The sequence below is a fragment of the Ruegeria denitrificans genome, assembly GCF_001458295.1.
Lineage (GTDB): Bacteria > Pseudomonadota > Alphaproteobacteria > Rhodobacterales > Rhodobacteraceae > Ruegeria > Ruegeria denitrificans.
In genome coordinates this window covers 248,669-271,420 of record NZ_CYUD01000006.1, presented here as the reverse complement: position 1 = coordinate 271,420, position 22,752 = coordinate 248,669, and the positions used below count along the sequence as shown (strand labels likewise).

The following is a 22,752-nucleotide window of genomic DNA, read 5'->3' as shown; positions in this document are numbered from 1 at the left end:
TGCTTTCGACCCACATTAGAAAACGATCCGGGTTCTTAGGCCGAACAGCGTAATGCTATCCTGAGTGGGGTTCAGCAGCGGGTCAGAAATGAACTGCAGTGATGGCGTGATCTGCAGTCCAGGTGAAATTGAAAACCGGTAGAATGCTTCCAGAGTGAATTGATCACCGTCAATGCCTCTTGCTTCAGCCCAATTCAGGCCCAAACCGGCCAGATCGGTATTGCGACCATAGTAACCCAGACCCGCAGAAACCGACCGGTCAAAAAGCGCTGCTGTCCCTTTTGAGGCCCCTGCCCGGAAGAATGGCATCCATTTATTGCCAAAAAACCAAGCCGCTGAGAACGCGGCCCCATAATCTTCGGGGCGACTGCCATCGTCTGCTGCATCTGCATGCCAAAAGGTCAGGTGGATATTGTCGAAGTAAATGCGATCAAAGCCGGAGGTATAACCAAGTTCGAGTGACTTGAAGAGATTGCCATCGCTAAACACATCAAAGTTTGGATCAGACGGGTCGGCGTTTGCGTCTGAGACGCTTGCAACAGCGTAGAAGTTTTCGCTCAGCTTTACCCCACCGGCAATGCCAAGGCCTTGATTGGGTGTGTTAATAGTCGGATTGGTATTAAAAGACAGGTTTTGGAAACCACTGTAAGGGCTGACCAACCCATAAATGTCCAAAAAGTCTGTTACATCAATCTGCCCGACTTGCAGCGTCCACGAACCGTTCTCGGCCCTTTGGGTCCAGAAAAGATTGGTCAGCAGCAGACCATTGTCATTGAAGGCCGTTCCCGTGATTGAAAGGGCTCCGCCATCCAGACCGAGAAACTGCGGAGCAACGTCCGTGTAACTGTGCCGGTCTTCGATCTTGAATGTCAGGGAACCCCGTTCAGTTGCCTGCCAACTACCGTAGAAGCGCGCAATTCCGCTGGCCGCTTCGCCTGTTCCCAGATCAGCATTCGTGGATTGGCCCAATGCCAAGTAATCAATGTTGTACCGAAAACCACTCTCAGCCAGTCGGTCTTTCCACTGAAACCAACCCGGCGCGATGTTGCGTGGAAATTCGGAACGATATTGTGGGTCAGTTAGACCATCTCCAGGTTCTAGATCAGCTTCGACCGAAGAGGGCCCGGACAGACCTTGAGCCGACGCTGCGCCAGCGAAAGCAATGCTCAATGCGGCAACTAGAAACCTTATCATTCAGACGCCTTTGCCCCGCCGGTTTTGCGATTTCCCGCTGCCCGGATGCGATCAGCAGCACGCTGCTTCCATTCCAGCCTGTCTGCCTCGGTTTCCAAAGTTTCGACACGTTCCGTCTCTAGCTGGAAAGTCGCATTCATAGGCATGAGACCGTCCACAACCATCATATTCTGAACAGAAGGATCGATAGTCAGCATACCGGTCAGCCGAACGGGTTCGTGGAAATAGCTGGGCGCCCAGTCCCCATTCAACCGCACACGGATCATCTGGTTGGGTGGAGGTGGAGGCATGTGACTGCACATCCCTCGTTCTGGCACCAAATATGCCACAGGCCGACCGTCCGGATCACTCGGAGCAGGAATGGCAAAGCCCGCGAGTGTGATTGTTTGACCGTCGAATTGCGGATTTCCGTTCGTCCCGGCCTTTCTTCGACGTTCCGTTACGACCGCTCGCTGGTCGAGTAGCCAGTCGACATCAACACCATCTGTAGCCAAGCTGTCCTCCGTCTCGGCCAGAAGCGCTTGCCATTTTTGTCTCTCTTCTTCGCTGCCACTACCCTGCTGTAGCCTGCCGCGTAGTCTTACGGCGTAGAGGACATCGTCGAACTGTTCAGGTTTGAGATCGCGATAGGGGTCTTCAAAGACCTGCACGGATGGATCTGGCAAATCAGCCCAATCGAGATTGGCTCCAGCATCAACCGTTCCAGCAACCCATATCGACGCTATAGCCGCAATCAATAATCTCATCGTTCCATCCTGAATAAATGAAATAGACGCGCTAAAGCTCTGATGACACGCACGTCCATCGTTACATTAGTCTGCTATCGCGACAAATAGGCGTTTCGATTCGGATTGATTGGCCGGAATTCGGGTGCATTTTCGGTCGGCAGCCAGTTCTTATAAACGAGACCATCCTTCATAACGAAGTCGACGTTATCTCGCAGAACCGCGTCAAGATCTTCCAGCGGATTGCCATTCACCAGGATGATGTCAGCGTAAGCGCCTTCTTGGATTACGCCCAGCGGACCGTCCTTATACTTGCTCATCTCACCACTCCAGCTAAGAACTTCGGCTGCATTCGAAGTGGCCGTTTGCAACGTAAGCAGGTTGTTGTTGGCGATTTTGTTGAACCAAATTAGGTTTTCTGCCTGACGGCCAACATCGGGACCAAACATGTCGCCGCCTGTGACGATAAGCACATTATGCTTCAACGCCCATTCAAACATTTGCTTCGCGCCTGCATTCACAGCACGCGCTTTGTTTTTCTGATCAGCAGAAAAGAAGGTGATACTTTCTGGGTCTGCGAAAGCCTCCAACGACATGACCGCTTGAGCCGACAAAGCAACACCCTCATTCGCCATTCGAATTATGGTTTCCTCGGATACAAGAAAGTTGTGTTCGATTGTCCGTACTCCGGCATCGATGGCCCGATTGACTGAGCGGTCATGATACGCATGAACAGTCACATAGCTACCGTAGTCTCGTGCAACTTCGACGATAGCTTCCATTTCCTCAACGGACATTTGCGTCATATGAAGCGGGTCGAACTCACTCGCGACACCGCCCCCGGCCATTACCTTGATCTGAGTAGCACCACCTCGGAAATTGTGCCGCGCCGCGCGCCGCGCCTCGGTCACACCATCCGCGATGTAAGACCAACCGTGTTTTTCGAGGTCATCCACAGTGCCCGGCATGTCATTGAAGAAGCCGATGTCACCATGTCCACCTGTTTGACTGATCACGCCGCCACTAGGGTAGATGCGAGGGCCGGGGATAACACCATTGTTTACACCCTTAGCGATGCCAAGCACATTGCATCCAGTGTCGCGCGTCGTTGTAAAACCCTGATCAAGGTAGTCGATTAAGACAAGAGACGTATAGGCACCCGCAAGCATCTGGTCGTAGTCGGTGCGAGCCCAAGGAATACCGTCGCGCAGGCAAAGGTGCGAATGCATGTCGATCAAGCCAGGCATCAAGGTGCGGCCTTCTCCATCAACCACAAAAGCATCGGGAGCTTCGATTGGGTCCGCAGAAACGGCCTTTATCAGATTGCCTACAATCAGCACCGAACCGTTTTCGACGAGTTCTCCGTCCACGCCGTTGAAGATGTTCACGTTACTAAAGAGAACCTGCCGAGGCGTCTGTTCCTGAGCCTGCGAAAGCGTCGTAAAAGAAAAGGAAGCCGCTACAAAAGCTGCTGCGACAATCGATATTTGCAAGCCGGGCATAAGTACTCCCTTCATATTCATGTTTTTCAAACTGTAATCCGGAAGTTCTTGGCTCGGTTGCCACTTTTCAATTAGGATGTTCGAATGTGATTGTAAAAATGGCCACTGAACAAAACTACTAATCCTCACAAGGGTGACGAGCTTGCCTTTCAACTCCACCTCCCGAGAGCATAGCGAGGGCTTTATTCGCCTCTCCTTAGCTGCTCCGTTTCTGCAATACCTCACCGAACGTAAGATCAATCCGCAACCAGCATTAGATCAGGTCGGCTTGAAAGCCGAACTGTTGACCAATCCATCCGTGTTCGTTCACTCAGAGTTGGTCTACGGCTTGGTAAATGCCTTCTCAGAAGTGTCAGGGGATCGATACCTTGGACTGAATGTAGGGGAGACGTTTGACCTGCAAGAGTGGCCTCCGTTCGCTCAAGCCCTGCGAACCACAAAGACGCTGTTGGAGTTTTTTACCCGCTTTGTTGGGCTCGTACCTCAGGAGTCCAATTCTGTGCGGCACAGCCTTATCATTGAAGCGGACAAAGCGACTTACCGTATCGAGAGGCAACAGGAACCAACTGTTCCGCCCATTCAGGTGACAGGTTTTGGGGCCGCAATCTATGTACGCCTATTGCAGACCGTCGTCGGAGATTCCTGGGACTCTTCGCGCGTGCGGTGGAAAAGTAGATACATCAATGGTTTGCCTGTAGACTACAAAGGGATCGAGGTTGGCCTTGGGGCTGATCCAGGAATGCAAATTAGTTTTCCTGTGGAATGGTTGTTCTTGCGCCATGTCTCTGAGGTCTCTGCCAACCCCACAGCCTCGCCTCGACAAGATGAAGAAGTAACTGTGGTGGCTGCTTTGCGATCTGTCTTGCGCGACAAATTGGATGAAACCGATCTAAGGCCAGAGGTGGTGGCTGGATTGCTGGGAATACAGCAGGAGAGGCTTCTGAAAGCGCTTCAGCAACAAGGCACAACGCTACCCCGCGAGATTAAACGGTTGCGTGTCGATGTCGCCAAGGAGCATCTCAGAGATGATAAGATGACAATTGCGGAGATCGGTCTGATGCTTGGCTATTCTGACAAGTCCCATTTCACTCGCTTTTTCCGAGGTCAAACCGGAATGACACCAACCAAGTTCCGCCTTGGTGCGTAATTAAGTTGCAAATACTTAGACTGGTTATCCACTACTTAACAAGCGCGGGCCGACAAGAATTTGCACCACATTTTTTGGCGCCCCTATCTAAGGATCGCAGTGGGACAATTGCCCCCATAGCCCCTGCGGCGGTGCATGCAGCGCTGCGCCTCCGCTGCAGCAATTCTCTGTTTTAGTTTGATCAGCAATAAACCCGATTACAGAAAGCTGTCATGTGCTATTGAACCGTCGGGAAGATTGTGCAACCTTCAAGCCACTGACAACACTAGACATCTCTCCAAGATAGTGCTGGTTGCGGCAGTGGAAAACAGCACCTTGTTGCACGGGCGGATTAGGATAGAGCGCTTCGTTTACACCGAAGATGTCGGGAGTTCGAGTCTCTCATCACCCACCATTCTCTTTTCATCTCCACAACTGCTACAAGCTTGGTGTAATTTGGCACAGTGGCTTGCAACCGATTGCAAAATGTAGCTGATGAAGAATAATATCCTACCCATGAAATTGTTGATCCGCTTCCCTCTGACCTGTGGGTGCCAGTTATGAGTGTCACCCTGAAAGACGTTGCAGCCCTGGCAGGTGTATCACGCTCGGCCGTGTCGCGGACCTTTACCGAAGGTGCCTCGGTTTCGGCAAAAACCCGCTGCAAGGTCGAAAAGGCCGCGAAAGAGCTGGGCTACAGCCCCAATGCGCTGGCCTCATCCCTGACCACCGGGCGGACCAAGCTGATCGGGCTGATTTCCAACAACTTTCACAACCCGGTATTCCTTGAGGTCTTTGACCAGTTTACCCGCGCCTTGCAGGAACGCGGGTTGCGGCCCCTGATTGTCAACCTGACGGATGAGACCGAACCGGCCAATTCGGTCCGGATGCTGCGGCAGTATTCCGTGGACGCTGCCATCGTCGCCTCATCGACCCTGCCGCCCAGTTTTGCCAAGGCGTTCCACGATGCAGGTGTGCCGGTGGTACATACGTTTGGCCGCTCGGCCACGTCGCCCGAGGTGCACGTGGTCGGCATCGACAACGTGGAATGCGGGCGGATGGCAGCGCGGGAGTTGCTGGCGCGCGGGTATCGGCGCATTGGGTATTTGGGGGGACCGAAAGATGCGACCTCGGCCATGGACCGGTATCGAGGCTTTATGGAAGAGGTCGAAAAACACCCCGAGCTTGAAGTATCCCACTCTTTTGCGGGCGCCTACTCGTTCGAGGCCGGGCGCGCCGAGATGCTGCGGCTGCTGGAGGGTTCTCCCGCCGACGGCTATTTTTGCGGTGACGACATCCTGTCGGTCGGCGCGCTATCGGCCCTGCGCGACCATGGGCTGAAACCGGGCGAGGATATCGGTATCATTGGCCTGAACGACATGGAAATGTCGCGTTGGGAAAACATTGACCTGACCACTATTCACCAGCCGATCAAGCAGATCATCACCTCATCCGTCGATCTGGTCGAAGAGATGCTGAAGGACCCCAAACGCTATCCCGAAGCGCGAATTTTTCCCTGCCGTGTGATCGAGCGGGGCACGCTGAGGCCCCGCCCCTGACTATCGAAACATCGGTGGGCGCGCATCTTTCCACGCGCCGTCTTCTTTGCCGGATGCGACTGCCGCGTGTACGGCGGCAATCGACCGGACCCCGTCGGATGCTCCGGGCAGGCCGTCACGCGTTTCTCCGCGGATTGCATCCGCCAAATCGCAGTAGATATTGGCAACGGCCAGGGGGAACCCTTCGGGGTGCGCAATCGCCACGCGGGACAGGCGCTGCACCTCATCATGCAGGCCGCCTTCGCCTTTTTCGATGATCTGAGTACGTCCGCCAACCGGTGTGTAAATCAATTGGTTGGGCTGCTCTGACGCCCAACGCACGCCGCCGGTTTCGCCAAATACTTGAATGTCGAACCCGTGCTGCCTCCCGATCGCCACAGATGAGGTCCACAGGCGACCAACCGTACCGCCTTCCATCCGGAAATTGACCATCGCGTCGTCCTCAAGTTCCCGGCTGGAAATGGTCGAGGCCATATCGGCGGACAGGGATTTAACCTCATCATCACAGATGAAACTGGCCATATGCAGCGCGTGGATACCGCAATCAGCGAATTGACCAGACACCCCCGCCATCGCCGGATCATACCGCCATCGGACGCGCGGATTGTCGGCATCGGTGGCATCACCGTGGTGACCGTGGCTGAAATTTGTCACCACCAGCCGCACCTTGCCAATGTCACCGGCGCGCACCATCGCGCGGGCTTGCCGCACCATCGGGTAGGCGGAATAGCAATAGTTCACCGCACAGATTTTACCCGAGGCCTCAGCCACGCGAACAATCTCCTCCCCCTCCTCCACGGTCATGGTCATCGGCTTTTCACAGAGCACGTTGAAACCAGCCTCAAGAAACGCCTTGGCGATCTCAAAATGGGTCGAGTTCGGCGTGGCAATTGTCACCAGATCAATCCGGTCATCGCGCCCTTTTTCACCCGCCAGCATTTCCTGCCAATTGCCATAGGCGCGGTCCGCAGCAACACCCAGCCGTTGCGCATATTCCCGACCCACATCGGGGCGGTGATCCAGCGCGCCCGCGACGAGTTCGAACATCCCGTCCGCCAGCGCCCCCAAACGGTGCGCAGGCCCAATCTGGCTGCCTTCGCCACCACCGATCATGCCCCATCTCAGCTTTGCCATGGTTCTTGTCTCTCTTTAGGTATTTACGGTTGCGCGATCAGAAATCGTGAATGTCTTGCCATTGCCGGCGCTTGGACGAAGCCAACGCTGCAGCCAACACCCGGTTGACCTCATGTCCGTCACGGAATGTGGGCCAGATCGGTTGGCCGGTATGGATGGCCTCAAGGAAATCCTTGGCCTCGATGATAATCTGGTCCTGATACCCGGTACCGTGGCCCGGGCCCTGACAAAACGGCTCGTAATCCGGATGTGCCGGGCCGGTCAGGATTTTAGTGAAACCGCGATGCGCCTCGGGGCCTTCGCGGCGATAGAACCACAGAGCGTTCTGGTCTTCCTGATCGAAACGCAACGCGCCCTTAGTGCCCGAAATCTCATACGCATAGCCCATCTTGCGCCCAGTTGAGATGCGGCTCACATAGATATTGCCCATGGCGCCATTTTCGAACCGGCACATGATCTGGGCATGGTCGTCATTGGTGACTTTGCCACCGGGCCGGGTTTCGTGGACGGTTTCAACCTCGGCCATCACCTCGGCAATCGGTCCCATCAAGGCCAACGCCCCGTTGACCATATGCGGTGCAAGATCGCCAATGGTGCCGTTAGCCATACCCGTCGTGCGCCACGTGGCCGGAGCGTCGGGGTCAGCATAAAAATCCTCGGTATGCTCACCCCGGAACCAAGTGACGTCACCCAATTCGCCGTCGGCAATCAGTTTCCGCGCGAATTGAGTAGCAGGCGTGCGAACATAGTTGAACCCGACCATGTTTGTGACACCCGATACCTCGGCCGCCGCAACCATGACCTCTCCATCCGCCATCGACGCGCCCAGGGGTTTTTCGCATAGCACCGGCTTACCCAGGGCAAACGCCGCCTCAGCAATTTGACGGTGGGTTTCCTGCGGCGAGGCGATGACTACGGCCTCGACCGCCGGGTCATTGACCAGCATCTGCCAATCCTCTGTCGCGCGTTTGAACCCATAGGCCGCCCGATAGCGTTCGGCGCTTTCAGGGCTTGAGGCGCAGATCATTTCCAGGCGCGGGCGCAACGCGGTGTTGAATACCGCACCCACCGCTGACATCGCAACGGAATGAGCCTTGCCCATATAGCCGCCACCCACAATTCCAATTCCAATTTCAGGCATCTGCCACGGCTCCGAACATATTATTTGCAACCGGTTGCAAAATGAGTATCGTGTGAATCGATTCAGCGCAAGGTCCAAACTTTGCCGACCCCATTTACCGGAGGACATGACGTGAGCGCTTTGATAGACGGTATCAAAGGAAACCGCTTTGCCGTTTTCGGGCGCGCGGGTATGGACCTGTTCGCAAACCCTATCGGCGTCAAAAGCGAGGATGCCGATACGTTCCACGCCGATCTTGGCGGCTCGTCCGCCAATATTTGCGCCGGTCTGGTCAAGCTGGGCAGTCAGGCGTCGTTGGTCACATCGGTCTCGGACGATGCCATCGCGCGGTTTTGCCTGAAGCGGTTGCAGCACTACGGGGTGGATACGTCCTATATCCGCGTGGTGGGTGGCGAATACCGCATGTCCATGGCGATCTACGAAAGCACGACTGACGATTTCCAGAACGTGATCTATCGCAACGGCGCGGTCGATTTTCAGGTGACGGAAGAGGATGTAAACAAGGTCGATTACAGCGCTTTCTCAGCCGTTCTTTCCGCCGGAACCGTGTTTGCTTCAGAACCGTCGCGCAGTGCCACGTTCCGGGCTTTTGACAATGCGCGCAAGGCAGGCTTGCCAGTGATTTTCGACATCGACTACCGCCCGTATAGCTGGCCTTCGCCCGAGGTTGCTGCCGATGTGCTGTCGCGCGCGGGTGAGGCGAGCGACCTGATCGTTGGCAATGACGAAGAGTTCGGGTTCATGGCGGGCAGTATCGACAAGGGGTTTGCCAAGGCCCGGGAACTTGCCGAAGAACCAGGTCGTGTGGTCATTTACAAAATGGGTGAAAAGGGTGCCGTAACCCTGGCAGACGGGCAGGAGATTCCCACAGGAATCTACCCTGTCGATGCGATTAAACCCGTTGGTGCCGGTGACAGTTTCATGGCCGGCCTTCTAGCCTCGATCGCGGCAGGGCATTCACTGAAAGATGCCGTGATGCGCGGCTCGGCCTGCGCGTCCATCGTGGTATCGCAACCTGGTTGCGCCCCCGCCATGCCCACAACACCCGAGCTAGACACATTCCTGGCCGCCCATCCCGGCCCGACCACATAGGAGACTCCCATGCATATCGCGCCCTATGACAATCAGAACAAACCCATCGTCGATGCCGATGACCCGACGGTGCCGCTGAACTATTTCAACATCGTCAAACTGAAAAAGGGTGAGGCGTTCGAATATCAGGTGCCGGGGTATGAAACCTGCATCGCCCCTGCCACCGGCAGCGTGGATATCGACGTCGAAGGCGTACAGTTCCCCAAGCTTGGCAATCGGGGTGAAGATGTATGGGATGGCGAGCCCGAGGGCGTCTATGTCCCCGTCGGCGCCAAGGCTCAAATGGTTTGCGTCTCGGATGAGGCCGAAGTGTTCATTGCAGGGGCCAAATACGACAAGGTGTTGGAACCGTTCGATGTGCGCGAACATGACCTTGTACAATATGGCAGCGACGACACCAAAACCCATCGCAAGATCAAGCACATCCTCGGCCAGAAACAGCACGACAAGGTGGGTCGCCTGCTGGTCAGTGAGCTGTTCACCGTGGGTCAGGGTGGCTGGTCCGGCTTCCCCAGTCACAAGCACGACACCAACCGGCTGCCGGACGAGTCACGCCATGACGAGACCTATAACTTTCGCTTCAAGCCCAACTGGGGTTCCGGCCTGCAGATGTTGCAGCGCGAAGACAACGAACCCGGCGATGCCTATCACATCGTCGACGGGTCCACGATCTGCATCGACAAGGGCTATCACCCCTGCTGCGTGCTGCCGGGGTACGAGATGTATTATTTCACCATCCTTGGTGGCCTCAGCCAGCGGTCGCTGGTGCAGTATTTCCAGCCAACCCATGCCTACCAGATCGAGACGATTCCGGGCATCAAAGACATGATTGCAAAGTTCAAATGACCCTTGTCACTCTGAAAGACGTCCTGTGCCCCGCATATGAGCAAGGTTATGCCGTGGGCGGCCTGGTCACGTTAGGTTGGGAAGACATGCGCGCCTATGTGGCCGCGGCCGAGGCGGAAAACGCGCCGGTGATCCTGCAAGCGGGCCCCAGCTGTCGCGAACACACGCCGCTGCCCGTTTTGGGCAAGATGTTCCGGCATCTGGCCGAGAGCGCCTCGGTCCCCGTCGTCGCGCATCTGGACCACGGCTATACGTATGAGGACTGCAAAATCGCGCTGGACAGCGGGTTTACATCGCTGATGTTCGACGGGTCGCGCAAGCCACTGCGGCAGAATATCGACGAGACCGCCGCGATTGCCGAAATGGCCCACGCGGCGGGGATTTCATGCGAAGGTGAGATCGGCTTTGTCGGCTATTCCGGCGGCGAAGGGTCAAACGGCACCGACCCGGCCGAGGCCGCGCAGTTCGCACGTGAAAGCGGTGTGGATGCGATGGCGATTTCTGTCGGTAATGTCCATCTGCAGCAGAACAAGGAAGGCGGCCTAGACGAAGACCGCATCCACCAGATCGACGCCGTGACCGACGTGCCGTTGGTCATTCATGGTGGTTCCGGTGTGCCGGTTGAACAGCGCATGCGCCTGGCCCGCGAGACCTCGATCTGCAAATTCAATATCGGGACCGAGCTGCGCATGGCCTTTGGCGCCGCCCTGCGCGAAGCCGTAAACAGCGACCCCGACAGGTTCGACCGGGTTACCATCCTGAAAGAAACTCACGACCCCGTAGAGGCTGCCGCCCGCGCGGTTATCCGGGCTTTTGGCGCACCGCCGCAAAGATAGAGAGTCTACGTCTAATACGTTGCATAAAATGGGGATTTCATACTTTTGGCACATTCACGGAATAGCCGGAGGATATGGAAACAAGCGCCGCACGCGAGACTAACAGGCTATTGCGTGGAGTTTCGACCGGCCATGTCGAAACCGTCAGGGACGCATGGCGAGCGCTTTTAGCGGATAAGAGCGCGTCCATTCCCGAGGTGCAGAGCAAACTCTCGTCCTCGGCCTGGCTGGACAATCCTCCCGGCCCGTTGCCAAAGTACTTTGGTATTCTGCTCGCGCTTATGAGTGAAATGGATCAAGACGCGTTTCGGCAGGAAATCACTCGGCTGGGAAACGACAAACTGCATCCGGTGCATCGCAGAACGCTCGACCTGATGGCAAAACGGCTGGAAGACGCGCCATCCACCTATTTGGCCAACAACATCCCGGTATTCATTGCCGATGACGTCGCCGACCCACCGCGCGTCATTCGGAACCTGCAGCGATGGAGCAGCACCAAGGACCTGACACTGGACAACGTGACCCGCGTTGACGTGATCGCCGAGCGTCCCGAACTTGACTATCTGGGACAGTACAACCTGTTTTTCTCGGGAATCATCCTGACTTGGCCGACGACCCAACCCAAAGGTTTCGAACTGTGGTTAGCGAACGCGGAACGCGAGTTTACATTCTATCACGAAGTCGGGCACCACGTGCACAAACACATCGAAGGTGGGCAGGTGGCCGAACAGGAAAAAGAAGCCGATGACTACGCGCGTTCGATGTTTCGCAATTCGAGACCTTTTCTAACAGGGATCGGTCGAGTGGTTTTATGGCCGTTCAAACCGTTGCTCAGAAACTTGTTGCGGTATCTAAATCATCGAATGGCCCGGGCTACAAATCTTTGAGCCTTGGGCGAATTAACCTCATGTTCTGTTTCATCCATCCCGCTCCATGATCCACTCAACCTCTGGAGCCGCAACAAAGCGCCACTTCCGCAACGGTCCTGCCATGACGTTCAGATAGTACATCTCAAACCCATAGGGTGCGCCGCACGGGTGATGGCCGCGCGGGACGGTCACAACATCGCCATCGGACACGGCCATCGTCTCATCCAATTGGCCATCATCGGTATAGACGCGCTGAATGCCAAATCCGTTGGCCGGGTTCAGGCGGTGGTAATAAGTCTCTTCAAGATAGGTGATCCGCGGGTAGTCATCTTCGTCATGGCGGTGGCTTGGATAGGATGACCAGTGCCCATTCGGCGTGAAAACTTCTGTCACCAGCAGGCTGTTGGCATAATCCTCGGCTTCCATCGCAATATTGTTGATATAGCGCGTGTTCACCCCCTTGCCGCGTTCGGTCAGGACTATGCCATCAGGCCCGATCCTCCGCGCTGCATGCCCACCCTTGCCCGGAGCGGAACAGACAGCAATGACGCAATCGGTTTCGGCAATGGCCTCCCACTCGGTTCCATTTGGCAAATACAGGCAGTGCGGCGGGGCCTTCTCAAAGACGTTCATCCGGTCGCCCAGAACGCCCCAGTCCTGCCCGGCACCGGTGATCTGTGCCTTGCCCTCAACCATGACCAGAATGATCTCACGATCGCCGGTGGCCTCGGCCGCCTTTTCACCTGCGCGCAGGTGATAGAGACCGAACCCAACGTACCGCCAACCCGCACTGGCCGGGGTGATGTCGTGGACCTTGCCGTGGGTCCCGACGGGTTTCTTGAGCAGGTCTGCCATCGTGTCATCTCCTTGGTGGGTGGACCCGTGGCTCACCCAATATATTTCAGGCAGCTTGCCTGGTTTGCAGAGCTGAAAGAGCCGCAACCAGCTGCGCCTCGGACCAACGCTCGGACACCGCTTGCCGCAAGATATCCGCCTGACTTTCAGGTGCGTTTCCACCAATCGGAGGGTCCGTGTCCAGATTGGTCGGGAAGGGATAGCCCTCGGCGATGGCAGCGATGGCAGCGTCCAGCTCGGCCCCGGTCAGGTCACCACGTTGGGTTAAGGCGATGAGCGAGGGGAAAACCGCCTGCGACATGGCGCGACGATCCAACGCCTCCATCGCGCGCCCAAAGGCCGATGAGATTTGCAGAAGGTTCGCCATTCTGTGAATGTCAGCGCTGCTGTTTTCACCCGCCGCATGGAACAGCGCGGGGTTGAAAAACACCGCATCGCCTTTTGCAAGCGGCAGTTGAACATAGGTATCCTCGAAATATCCCCGATGGGCCGCATCGTGAAACGCCAAATACCCTGCAGGATAGAGTTGCGAGAACGGCAACAGCTTAGTCGGCCCGCTTTCCAATGGCATGTCGCAGTGGGCAATCGCCCCCTGCAAAGTCAGCGCCGCGGTCACAAGATGGGCATGCGCCGGGTATCGGGCCGCACAGTCGGCGTTTTGAAAGCCCAGGTGGTAATCCCGATGCGCTTGCTGCGCCTTACCGCCCGGGCGCACCTGATTGATTTGCGCCGTAACTTGGTAGTACGGGCCCAGCCAGGCCTCGCACGCCGCCGCAACCGCGGTATTGCCGAAATACAGCGCAAAGCCTTCGGGGTCGCGCAAGCATTGCTTTTGCAACGCGTTCCAGATCCGGTCATTGGCACCCGAAGCGGCAAAGTGATCACCCTCACCCGCCCCGCTTTGGCGTTCTTCATCAATGATCTGACGGAAGATTTCGGTCGCACGGTCGATTGCCGAAGTATCCGCATACGCCCCCTTGAGGGCAATCACGCCTGCGGATTTGTCCAACACCCAGGCCCATTCTGCCAACAACGCCCGGCGTGTATCGGGCTGGTCCAATACCGGGCGCAGCGCCTGCATGTCATAGATCGGAATATTCTTTTCAACCGACGCGGCGTGGGGCACCGCATCAGCCGAGAGGCTTTGTGAGGTCAGCACCTTAAACTCATCCAGATCACAGGATTCCCGGTCGAAATAGCCGACATATCCGAGGTCTCGATTTACCATGAATTTCTCCTTTCTCATGGCTTTAGATGTTGCCCCTTGGGGCCGTGTATTACGCGGCAATCTCCAATCCTGCCTGACCGCACACATCGACAATGTGGTCGTAGCCCATCTTGGAATATTCATAAGGTGGGGCCTTGGCCGGGTCCTGTTCCGCCTCGACCACAATCCAGCCGTCATAATCCATCGCTTTCAGCGCGTGTGCGACCGCCTGGAAATCAATGCAGCCATCGCTGGGCACGGTGAAGGCCCCGGCGATGACGGCATCCAGAAAGCTGCGATTGTTCTCGCGCGTATCCTGCACCATCGACGGGCGGATATCCTTGAAATGCACATGATGCACCCGGTCACCCCAACGGTTCAGGGTCGCCATCACATCGCCGCCGCCAAACAGCAGGTGGCCGGTGTCAAAGCACAGCTTCACCTCGGGGCCTGCCCCCTCCATCAGCCAGTTCACCTCATCTTCGGTTTCGATGATCGTGCCCATGTGATGGTGATAGGCCATCGTCATGCCCTGATCGCCCATCCACTTGGCCAGATCGGTGATCTTAGCCGCATAGGCCATAACCTCATCTTTCGCCAGTTTGGGGCGGTGGTTGACCGGCGTTCCAATCTGCCCCTGCACGGTGTTCGAACACTCGGCGTAAACGATGCACGGACTGTTCAGGGCCACGAATTGCTCGACCTGCGCGCGCACAGCGTCGCGTTCAGTTGCAAAGTCATTGACCAGCGACGCGCCCGAGCACCAGCCACCGCACAGCGCAATGTCGTTGCCGTCGAGATAGGCGCGCAAACCTTCGGTATCGCTGGGCATTCGCTGGCCCCGTTCGACGCCTGTATAGCCGATCTCACGCGCCTCTTTCAGCGCCTGCTCCATGGTGAAGGCCGCAGTAATGTCCGGCAGGTCATCATTCTGCCAGGCGATCGGAGAGATTCCGATTTTCACGTTCATTTCGTGTTTCTTTCCTTGATAGCAACCTCGTAGGCCGCCCGTTTTTCATTCACTTCGGGGCGGATGCTGACCTCGGGAACGGCCACTTCCCACCATGTTCCGCCATATTCGGTCGAGGGGTACGGATCAGTGTCGATAACCACCACATACGGCCCTTTGATGTCGTCGCGGTTGGCCAGCGCATCCTCAAGCTCGTCAATCGAGCTGACCTTGACTGAGGTTGCCCCCATCGCTGCTGCGTGGGCGGCAAAGTCGATGGCAGATGGCGTTTCATGCACCGCATGATCCAGCAGGTTGTTAAATTCGGCCCCGCCTGTTCCCATCTGCAACCGGTTAATACAGCCAAACCCGCGATTATCGGTGATGACGACGGTGAAGGAAATTCCCATCATCGCGGCCGAGGCCATTTCCGAATTGGCCATCATATAGGTGCCGTCGCCGGTAAAGCAGATCACGTCCCGCTCGGGCTGGGCCATCTTGATCCCCATGGCACCGGCGATTTCATAGCCCATACAGCTGAACCCGTATTCCATGTGATAGGACCCGGGGCGCGGTGCTTTCCACAGCTTGTGCAACTCACCCGGCATGGTGCCCGCCGCACACATCACAACGGTGTCGTTGTGCGAGGCGCGTTGAACCGCACCCACCACCTGCATGTCGGTCGGCAGAGCGTTGCCGTCCCCCGGCGCATCGGTCAGCTTATCGACCTTGCCAAACCATTCAGCCTTCAGCGTGTCGGCCACCGGATCGACGCGGTATCCTTGCAAGGCCGTGCCCAGCTCTTGCAGCCCGACTTGCGCGTCGGATTGCAGTGGCATGGCGCCGTGTTTTTCGGCGTCATAGGCAGCTGTGTTCAGGCAAATCGTCTCACGTTCGGGATTCGAGAACAGGCCCCATGAACCTGTGGTGAAATCCTGCAACCGCGTGCCGACTGCCAGAACCATATCGGCGGCGGCACAAACGTCATTGGCGGGCTCACCGCCAGTGACACCAACCGGCCCTAGATTCAAAGGGTGATCCCAGGCCAAGGCCGATTTACCAGCCTGCGTCTCGGCAACGGGAACGTTGTGCGTCTCAGCAAAGCTTTGCAGTGCATCGGTCGCGCCCGAGTAATGCACCCCACCCCCGGCAACGATAACCGGACGCTTCGCTGCCTTGATGGCCGCGACGGCACGGGCCAGTTCGCCTTCATCCGGGCGGATACGGCGCTGATACCAGACCCGCGGCTCAAAAAAGCTTTCGGGATAGTCATAAGCTTCGGCCTGCACGTCCTGACAAAAGGCCAATGTTGCCGGTCCGCAATCGGCCGGGTCCGTCATGGTGCGGAAGGCGCGCGGCAGTGCGGTCAGCAGATGTTCGGGGCGCGAGATACGGTCATAATAGCGGCTGACCGGGCGGAAACAGTCATTGGCGCTGACGGTGCCGTCGCCAAAGCTTTCGATCTGTTGCAATACCGGATCGGGTCCACGCGTGGCGAATACATCACCAGGGACGATCAAAACCGGCAGGCGGTTCACATGCGCCAGCGCGGCGGCTGTCACCATATTGGTCGCGCCCGGCCCAATTGACGAGGTCACCGCCATCGCCCGGGTACGCCGCATCTGCTTGGCATAGGCAATCGCGCAATGCGCCATGGTCTGCTCGTTATGGCCGCGATAGGTGGGAAGGGTGTCTTTGACAGCGTGCAACGCCTCACCCAGACCTGCCACATTGCCGTGGCCGAAAATGGCCCAGACACCAGCGATGAACGGCTCTCCGGCCTCGTTCATCTGCGCACCCAGATAGCGCACCAAAGCTTGCGCTGCGGTCAGTCGGACTGTTTTGTCCATTGTGATCCCTTTCAACACAAGGCCGAATTGGCCAAGCCTGCAATTTTTTGTTTGATGTTGGGCCATGGGCCCAAATGGGGAGAACGGCGTTAAACCGTTCCGCCCAGAGACCCTTCCAGTTGGGCCAGTTCCTGTCCACCTGCCATTAGGTCCTGCAACTCTTCCGGCGTGATTTCTCCGCGCCTCGCGGTGCCCAGAGTCTTGCCCCGGTTCAGCACGGTAAATCGGTCGCCCACCGCCAGCGCGTGGCGCACGTTGTGGCTGATGAATACAACACCCACCCCCTGACTGCGCACCTTGTCGATGGTCGCCAACACGTTCGAGGTCTGACGCACACCAAGGGCCGAGGTCGGTTCGTCCAAGATCAGAATCTTGGCGCCGAAGTGAACCGCACGGGCGATGGCCACTGTCTGACGTTCACCGCCCGACAGGGTGCCCACCGCCTGATCGGGGCCACGCAGGTTGATGCCCATTTTGCGCATCTCTTCCATAGTGATTTCATCTGCCAGTTTCTTGTCGAAGAAACTGATCCCCCCGACCTTGCGGGTCGGTTCATTCCCCATGAAGAAGTTCCGGCTGACGCTCATCAGTGGGATCATCGCCAGATGCTGGTGCACGGTCGCGATCCCAGCTGAAATCGCATCACGCGGGTCTTCGAAATGCATTGGCCTGTCTTCAAAGAAGATCTCGCCAGCAGTTGGCTTGTGCACGCCTGACATGGTCTTGATGAACGTCGACTTACCCGCACCGTTGTCGCCCAGCAGACAGTGGCATTCGCCGGAACAAAGATCAAAGCTGACACCGGCCAGCGCGATAACCGAGCCGAAATGTTTTTGAATGTCGACCATCCGAATGATCGGTTTCTTCGCCTGCGCGTCGCCGTGATGGAATTTTGTATCTTCGGTCATCTCAGCGTTCTCCTGTGATGATGCGGCGGATGTAAGTGTTCAGGATCACAGCACCCAGCAGTATGACGCCCAGGAACACCCGGAACAGCGAGCTTTCAACACCCGCAAAGAACAGACCCTGCTGCACCACGCCGAAGATCAAAGCACCTAACGCTGCGCCAAGGACCGAGCCGTATCCACCGGTCAGCAACGCGCCGCCGATGACCACGGCGATGATCGCCTCGAACTCTTTCAGCAATCCGCGATCCGCACCGGCCGAGCCGAATTCCATCACCTGACAGGTGGCAAAAACCGTGGCGCAAAAGGCCGTGAACATGAACATCAGCACCTTAACGCGGTTCACCGGCACACCCGAATTCCGGGCCGCTTCGGCGTCACCGCCGGCGGCAAAAATCCAGTTGCCGAACTTGGTCTTGGTCAACAGAACATGGCCAAAGATGATCAACCCGATTGCCCAGATCAGCAGCATGGGAATCCCATCTACGACCGGCTGGCCTTCACGCGAGCCACGTGAGAAAGTTTCAATCAATCCATTGTCGCCCAGCCAGACAAAAAGGCCTTGAAACACCTTGCCGCCAAAGATGGACGCCAGCCAGTCACCCTCGGCCACATCCTTGATTCCGCCGATGATGGTTTTGCGTTCAATTGTCTGCGGCAGATAAATCGTAAAGCCGCGCAAAATGAACAGAAATGCCAGCGTGACGATAAAACTGGGTAGACCCGTGCGCACTACGATGTACCCATTCAGCGCGCCGATAGTGACACATAGGGCAAATGTCACCAGGATCGCCATCCAGACAGGCCAGCTAAGCGTGACCGAAAAGATTGCGATCATCATTCCTGCAAAGCCAATCATCGAACCGACAGACAGGTCAAATTCACCCGCGATCATCAGCAGGCAGGCCCCCACGGCGATGATCATGAATTGCGCCGAGACAATGGACCAGTTCATGATGCCCTGGCTGTTGAACATGCCGCTATCAAAGGCAAAAAGCAGGAAAAAGGTGAATACGGCAACTGTCCCGACCATGCCGCCCAATTCGGGGCGGATCAGGGCGCGACGCAGTGGCGAGATCTCTTTGATCCGTTCGTCACCGCCTGCCGTGGATTGAACTGTCTCAGACATTGTGGTCCTCCCTCGCGCGGGCTTTCCAATTATTGGAAGTGGCGGCGGGCGCATTCCTTTAGCGCCCGACGCAGTGTAAAATCAGCGGTATTCGCCCGCGAACTCTTCGATTTTTGTCAGGCCGTCTGCTGTCACGAAGCCCGGGCCCGAGTTGATGTTATTGCCCGGCAGGACGCCATAGCGGTGGTAGTTGGTCATCACAACAACCGGCAGATAGGCCTGCAGGAATGGCTGCTGGTCGATGCCCCACTGGATGGTGCCGTCCTTGATGCCTTTGACGATTTCACCGCCAAGATCGAACGTGCCGAAATAAATGTCGCCGGCCATGCCGTTTTCCTGCAACGCCAGAATGGTCGGGTCCGCCGATGTCGGGCCAAGCGTCAGAACAGCGTCGGTGTCAGGATTGGCCGACAGATAGGCCAGAACCCGGTTCTTGATTTCAGCAGGGTCCTGGCCCGCGTCAATCATCTGTTCTCCCAGTTCAACACCCAGACCGTCGGCAAACCCCTGGCACCGCTCTTGGCTTGAGGGTTGAACGATATAGTGGTTCACGCAAAGGAAAGACCCGATCCCGTCTGCCTTGGCCCGCTGACCAGCGGCGAGGCCCGCGTCATATTCAGGCTGCCCCACATACATCAATGCACCAACCTCGCGTGCCTTTTCGGGCGTGCCGGTGTTCATGATGATCACATCAATGCCGGAATCCACTGCAGCCTTGATCGGACCTTCCAGAATGTCAGGATCGGCCAGCGTGGTAATGATACCATGAGGACCGGATGCCGCCGCCTGATCAATAATCCGCGCCATGTCGGCCAGGTCGCCCGTCGGCGGGTTGCGGTATTCAACTTCGACGTTCATCTGCTCGCCCGCCAGGGCGATGCCATTCTTGATCGTGTTCCACCAACTGTCGCTGTCAGGGGCGTGGCTGACCAGAATGTATTTTTCACCCTCGGCCGCAGCGCCGGTTGCTGTAATCAACGCCAAAGCGCTGGCAGCCAATGCGCCTTTTACGAATTTATTCATTTGGTTTCCTCCCATAAAAACTGTTTGTCTTTATTGCCGGGGCATCAGCCCCAGTCATTCGGACGGGCCGAATCTCCTCCGCTCCGGGAATCTGGCGGAGCTTTCCCCAGTTTCCGGATATCCGCTCATTTTGCAACCGGTTTCAAAACGTCAGTCATTGCGACCGGTTTTCCTGTCTGCGCGGAACGGGTCGCGGCCTCGGCCATGGCCAGAGCGGCAACGCCGTCTTTCAGAGTCACGGGCATTGCGGAGCCGGACTGCACGGCCTGCACAAACGCATCCCATTCCGCCCGGTAGGCGGGCATGTACCGTTCAAGGAAAAAGTAGGTCGGCTTTGCCCCGGTGACACCGTCGGCCGTCGACTTGACCACCGCATTTTCCAGAATGTTATGGACCTGCAACAGCCCACCTGACCCCAGCACCTCGATCCGCTGGTCATAGCCATAGGCGGCCCGCCGCGAATTTTTGATCACTGCGATCTGACCGTTTTCATAAGTCATTGTAACAACGGCGGTATCCACGTCACCTGCCCGCCCGATATCAGGGTCAACAATCGAGGTTCCCACAGCCAAAATCTGTTCCGGCAACTGCCCCATCAGATAGTTCGCCATATCGAAATCATGGATCATCATATCCCGAAACAGACCACCCGAGACCTTGATGTAGCTGACGGGCGGAGGCGCTGGGTCGAAAGACGTGATCGACAACATCTCGGGCGTTCCGATTTCCCCCCGGTCAGCTGCTGATTTCAAGGTTGAAAAGCTGGGGTCAAACCGGCGGTTGAATCCCACCATCACCGGTTGGCCAGTTTCCGCCGCGACGGATTGGCAGGCAAGCGCCCGCTCAAGGTTGAGATCAACGGGTTTTTCACACAAAACCGCCTTGCCAGCACGTGTAGCGGCCTCAATCAGGCCGGAATGAGTATCGGTTGGCGTTGCGATTAGGACTGCGTCAATCGACGGATCTGCGATGATCTCCATCGAGTCTCGCGCTGTAGCCCCTTGTTCGGCGGCAAGGCTTTCAGCCGCATCGGGAATCGCGTCAGAAACGGCGCAAAGCTGGCTTTGCGAATGCGCAGCGATGGCCTGCGCATGCACGCGGCCAATGCGTCCGGCACCAAGCAATCCGATCCTGAGCATGCATGTCTCCCGATTCTTTATTTTGGAGACACAATGATTTTCTTTGCAACCGGTTGCAAGAATTATTTTGATGACACGAGATGGCACAGCGAAATCGCGCGTTTCCAGCACAGGTTCGATGACTGCTTTAAGATGATTGGCGATCCCTGAAGGACTCGAACCCTCAACCTGCTGATTAGAAGTCAGCTGCTCAATTAACCCCCGAAAAGAAGTCACCACTTCCCACCATCAATATCTTTTTTTTGCTTTGAGCCCGAACTTTCGCAACAACTTTTTTTTGAATTCACCCCCAACACCAACTTACCAAATTCAGTTCTTCCTCTCAGAAACAAGGAACTGATTACGTAAGATTGAATTGTAGGCCTGCTGAGCGGAGCCCCGCGTAGCTCAAGCGAGGCAGGCCGGAAGCGACCTGATTGCCAAAGAAGTCCAGCTCTCATGCTTTTTGCATTTCATCAAAGGTCAAAGTCGTTTCCAGCGCACTTAGGTCCGCACCCTCAAGATTCTTCTTTGTTCACTGCTCATAAGAAGTGCCAAGGCGGGACAATGAGTGCACCCGTGACTGTTTCTCGAACGAATCACTGAATTTTGGCGACCATGTTTGTTTTGGTTAGCAATTGCATCCGCAAGGATAGACCTTTCCAACTATTCTTTGAATTCGTCAAATCGGCGGGATTTTTCGGAATCTATCCTTGATTATCCTTGTAAAAACAATGTGTTGACAGAAATTCTGGGCCATGCTCGACTTACATTCCAATTGAACAGGTAAATCTAACCATCAGAGCAAGTGACTTGAAAAACATTGACCAAAACTCGGGCAGGCACCACGCGGTTCTAATTCACAGGACGGAAAATAAGTCTCATCCGATCACACCGGTTCTTTGGCTGTTTAATGACAAGCGCCCGAAGGTGTTCCATCTGCTTTTCGATTACTTTGTGGACAATCAAAGCAAGAGCCTCGGTTGGAAACGGCGAGCTGCCCGGGCAATAGGTCTTTTTTTCGACTTTTGTTCCGTCTACGAATTCGACAATGCTAATAGCATACGAAATGTGCATTCAGCCACATGCAAAGCGTTTATCCGGGCGATCCAAAGAGGGACCATCCCGCACAATGGTGTCGACCCGACCGGCCTATGCTGGGTGCCAATGTCACCCAATGTCGTTTGTGAACTGGCTAGGCACTTGGAGCAGTTTATCGAAGGAGTCTTGGGCAACTTAGAAAGCCTAGGAAGTGACCATCCTCTCAAGCCACTAGCAAGGACCTTTTCTTCCAAACCTCGGAACGAAGGCGAGTTTGTATGTTTTCTGGTTAGCGCAAAAAGACGACACGAAAAGTGCTTTCTAAGACATCTAAAAGACGATGCGAAGGAAGCAGAAAGGCTGCGCAAATCATCGCGAGAATCGCTGGGGTTGGACAAGCTCGCTTCAGGGCGAAGGTCAGTGAAACACATGGATCCCCAGCTAATCGTCAACATGCTGGAATTCGGGTTTGTCAAGAACGAAACTGCCGACAGTCTCTTCGACCGTGAAGACGTCACGGCAAAGATGATCTTTCTACTACTAATGGGTGCAGGCCTAAGGTTGTCCGAGCCTTTGCAACTTTGGTTCAACGACGTGGTTTATTTTACTTTTGATTGAGAAGAGCGTTGCGTTCCTATGCTTCGTCATCCT

At 56.2% G+C, this 22,752-nt stretch carries 20 protein-coding genes and 1 tRNA gene; 7 read left to right on the top strand and 14 right to left on the bottom strand.

The window, feature by feature from the left end; all coding sequences use genetic code 11:
• Nucleotides 1-15: 15 nt before the first annotated feature.
• The 3 genes from RUE5091_RS11460 to RUE5091_RS11450 form a co-directional block, all read right to left on the bottom strand.
• Nucleotides 16-1,194 carry a carbohydrate porin gene (locus RUE5091_RS11460; RefSeq protein ID WP_058282044.1) on the bottom strand — a complete coding sequence of 393 codons (1,179 nt, stop codon included), beginning with the start codon at nucleotides 1,192-1,194 and terminating at the stop codon, nucleotides 16-18.
• Nucleotides 1,191-1,940: a DUF3299 domain-containing protein gene (locus RUE5091_RS11455; RefSeq protein ID WP_082643629.1), complete on the bottom strand. Its 750-nt coding sequence runs from the start codon at nucleotides 1,938-1,940 to the stop codon at nucleotides 1,191-1,193. The genes RUE5091_RS11460 and RUE5091_RS11455 overlap by 4 nt, the downstream gene beginning before the upstream one ends.
• A 74-nt stretch (nucleotides 1,941-2,014) precedes the next feature.
• On the bottom strand, nucleotides 2,015-3,574 hold the full coding sequence (locus RUE5091_RS11450; protein ID WP_207383731.1) for a metal-dependent hydrolase family protein: 1,560 nt from the start codon (nucleotides 3,572-3,574) through the stop codon (nucleotides 2,015-2,017).
• Here RUE5091_RS11450 and RUE5091_RS11445 point away from each other — a divergent pair.
• Together RUE5091_RS11445 and RUE5091_RS11440 are read left to right on the top strand one after the other, a co-directional pair.
• The gene (locus RUE5091_RS11445) at nucleotides 3,564-4,568 is read left to right on the top strand and encodes an AraC family transcriptional regulator (protein ID WP_131726304.1); all 1,005 of its coding nucleotides are present in this window, start codon (nucleotides 3,564-3,566) and stop codon (nucleotides 4,566-4,568) included. The two genes, RUE5091_RS11450 and RUE5091_RS11445, sit on opposite strands and share 11 nt — an antisense overlap.
• 539 nt (nucleotides 4,569-5,107) lie before the next feature.
• Entirely contained in the window at nucleotides 5,108-6,106 is a 999-nt protein-coding gene (locus RUE5091_RS11440; protein WP_058282042.1) for a LacI family DNA-binding transcriptional regulator, read from the top strand.
• Here RUE5091_RS11440 and RUE5091_RS11435 read toward each other — a convergent pair whose 3' ends face one another.
• Both RUE5091_RS11435 and RUE5091_RS11430 read right to left on the bottom strand, forming a co-directional pair.
• Entirely contained in the window at nucleotides 6,107-7,240 is a 1,134-nt protein-coding gene (locus RUE5091_RS11435; protein WP_058282041.1) for a Gfo/Idh/MocA family protein, read from the bottom strand.
• 37 nt (nucleotides 7,241-7,277) lie between these two features.
• The gene (locus tag RUE5091_RS11430; RefSeq protein WP_058282040.1) at nucleotides 7,278-8,381 is read right to left on the bottom strand and encodes a Gfo/Idh/MocA family protein; all 1,104 of its coding nucleotides are present in this window, start codon (nucleotides 8,379-8,381) and stop codon (nucleotides 7,278-7,280) included.
• 111 nt (nucleotides 8,382-8,492) lie between these two features.
• Here RUE5091_RS11430 and iolC point away from each other — a divergent pair, with 111 nt between their 5' ends.
• From iolC to RUE5091_RS11410, 4 genes are all read left to right on the top strand, one after another.
• On the top strand, nucleotides 8,493-9,473 hold the full coding sequence (iolC, locus tag RUE5091_RS11425) for a 5-dehydro-2-deoxygluconokinase (RefSeq protein ID WP_112297168.1): 981 nt from the start codon (nucleotides 8,493-8,495) through the stop codon (nucleotides 9,471-9,473).
• A gap of 9 nt (nucleotides 9,474-9,482) precedes the next feature.
• Nucleotides 9,483-10,319, top strand: a complete 837-nt coding sequence (locus tag RUE5091_RS11420) for a 5-deoxy-glucuronate isomerase (protein ID WP_058282039.1) — start codon at nucleotides 9,483-9,485, stop codon at nucleotides 10,317-10,319.
• The gene (locus RUE5091_RS11415; RefSeq protein ID WP_058282038.1) at nucleotides 10,316-11,155 is read left to right on the top strand and encodes a class II fructose-bisphosphate aldolase; all 840 of its coding nucleotides are present in this window, start codon (nucleotides 10,316-10,318) and stop codon (nucleotides 11,153-11,155) included. Before RUE5091_RS11420 ends, RUE5091_RS11415 begins: the two co-directional genes overlap by 4 nt.
• 74 nt (nucleotides 11,156-11,229) lie before the next feature.
• Entirely contained in the window at nucleotides 11,230-12,042 is an 813-nt protein-coding gene (locus tag RUE5091_RS11410; protein ID WP_131726303.1) for a hypothetical protein, read from the top strand.
• 30 nt (nucleotides 12,043-12,072) lie between these two features.
• On the opposite strand, the gene iolB is transcribed toward RUE5091_RS11410, so the two are convergent.
• From iolB to RUE5091_RS11365, 9 genes are all read right to left on the bottom strand, one after another.
• Entirely contained in the window at nucleotides 12,073-12,879 is an 807-nt protein-coding gene (gene iolB, locus RUE5091_RS11405; RefSeq protein ID WP_058282036.1) for a 5-deoxy-glucuronate isomerase, read from the bottom strand.
• A 46-nt stretch (nucleotides 12,880-12,925) separates the two neighbouring features.
• Nucleotides 12,926-14,107 (bottom strand): phytanoyl-CoA dioxygenase family protein, encoded by a 1,182-nt coding sequence (locus tag RUE5091_RS11400; RefSeq protein WP_058282035.1) that lies wholly within the window; start codon nucleotides 14,105-14,107, stop codon nucleotides 12,926-12,928.
• 49 nt (nucleotides 14,108-14,156) lie between these two features.
• Nucleotides 14,157-15,056, bottom strand: a complete 900-nt coding sequence (iolE, locus tag RUE5091_RS11395; RefSeq protein ID WP_058282034.1) for a myo-inosose-2 dehydratase — start codon at nucleotides 15,054-15,056, stop codon at nucleotides 14,157-14,159.
• A complete protein-coding gene (gene iolD / locus RUE5091_RS11390) occupies nucleotides 15,053-16,885 on the bottom strand; it encodes a 3D-(3,5/4)-trihydroxycyclohexane-1,2-dione acylhydrolase (decyclizing) (protein WP_058282081.1) in 1,833 nt (610 codons plus the stop codon). The genes iolE and iolD overlap by 4 nt, the downstream gene beginning before the upstream one ends.
• A gap of 89 nt (nucleotides 16,886-16,974) precedes the next feature.
• Nucleotides 16,975-17,793, bottom strand: a complete 819-nt coding sequence (locus tag RUE5091_RS11385) for an ATP-binding cassette domain-containing protein (RefSeq protein ID WP_058282033.1) — start codon at nucleotides 17,791-17,793, stop codon at nucleotides 16,975-16,977.
• Nucleotide 17,794: 1 nt separating this feature from the next.
• Nucleotides 17,795-18,919: an ABC transporter permease gene (locus RUE5091_RS11380; protein WP_058282032.1), complete on the bottom strand. Its 1,125-nt coding sequence runs from the start codon at nucleotides 18,917-18,919 to the stop codon at nucleotides 17,795-17,797.
• 81 nt (nucleotides 18,920-19,000) lie between these two features.
• The gene (locus RUE5091_RS11375) at nucleotides 19,001-19,942 is read right to left on the bottom strand and encodes a sugar ABC transporter substrate-binding protein (RefSeq protein WP_058282031.1); all 942 of its coding nucleotides are present in this window, start codon (nucleotides 19,940-19,942) and stop codon (nucleotides 19,001-19,003) included.
• 125 nt (nucleotides 19,943-20,067) lie between these two features.
• On the bottom strand, nucleotides 20,068-21,081 hold the full coding sequence (iolG, locus tag RUE5091_RS11370) for an inositol 2-dehydrogenase (protein WP_058282080.1): 1,014 nt from the start codon (nucleotides 21,079-21,081) through the stop codon (nucleotides 20,068-20,070).
• Nucleotides 21,082-21,218: 137 nt separating this feature from the next.
• Nucleotides 21,219-21,311: transfer RNA gene (locus tag RUE5091_RS11365), tRNA-Arg, on the bottom strand.
• A 562-nt stretch (nucleotides 21,312-21,873) separates the two neighbouring features.
• Here RUE5091_RS11365 and RUE5091_RS11360 point away from each other — a divergent pair.
• Nucleotides 21,874-22,719 carry a hypothetical protein gene (locus RUE5091_RS11360; protein WP_058282030.1) on the top strand — a complete coding sequence of 282 codons (846 nt, stop codon included), beginning with the start codon at nucleotides 21,874-21,876 and terminating at the stop codon, nucleotides 22,717-22,719.
• Nucleotides 22,720-22,752: the final 33 nt, after the last annotated feature.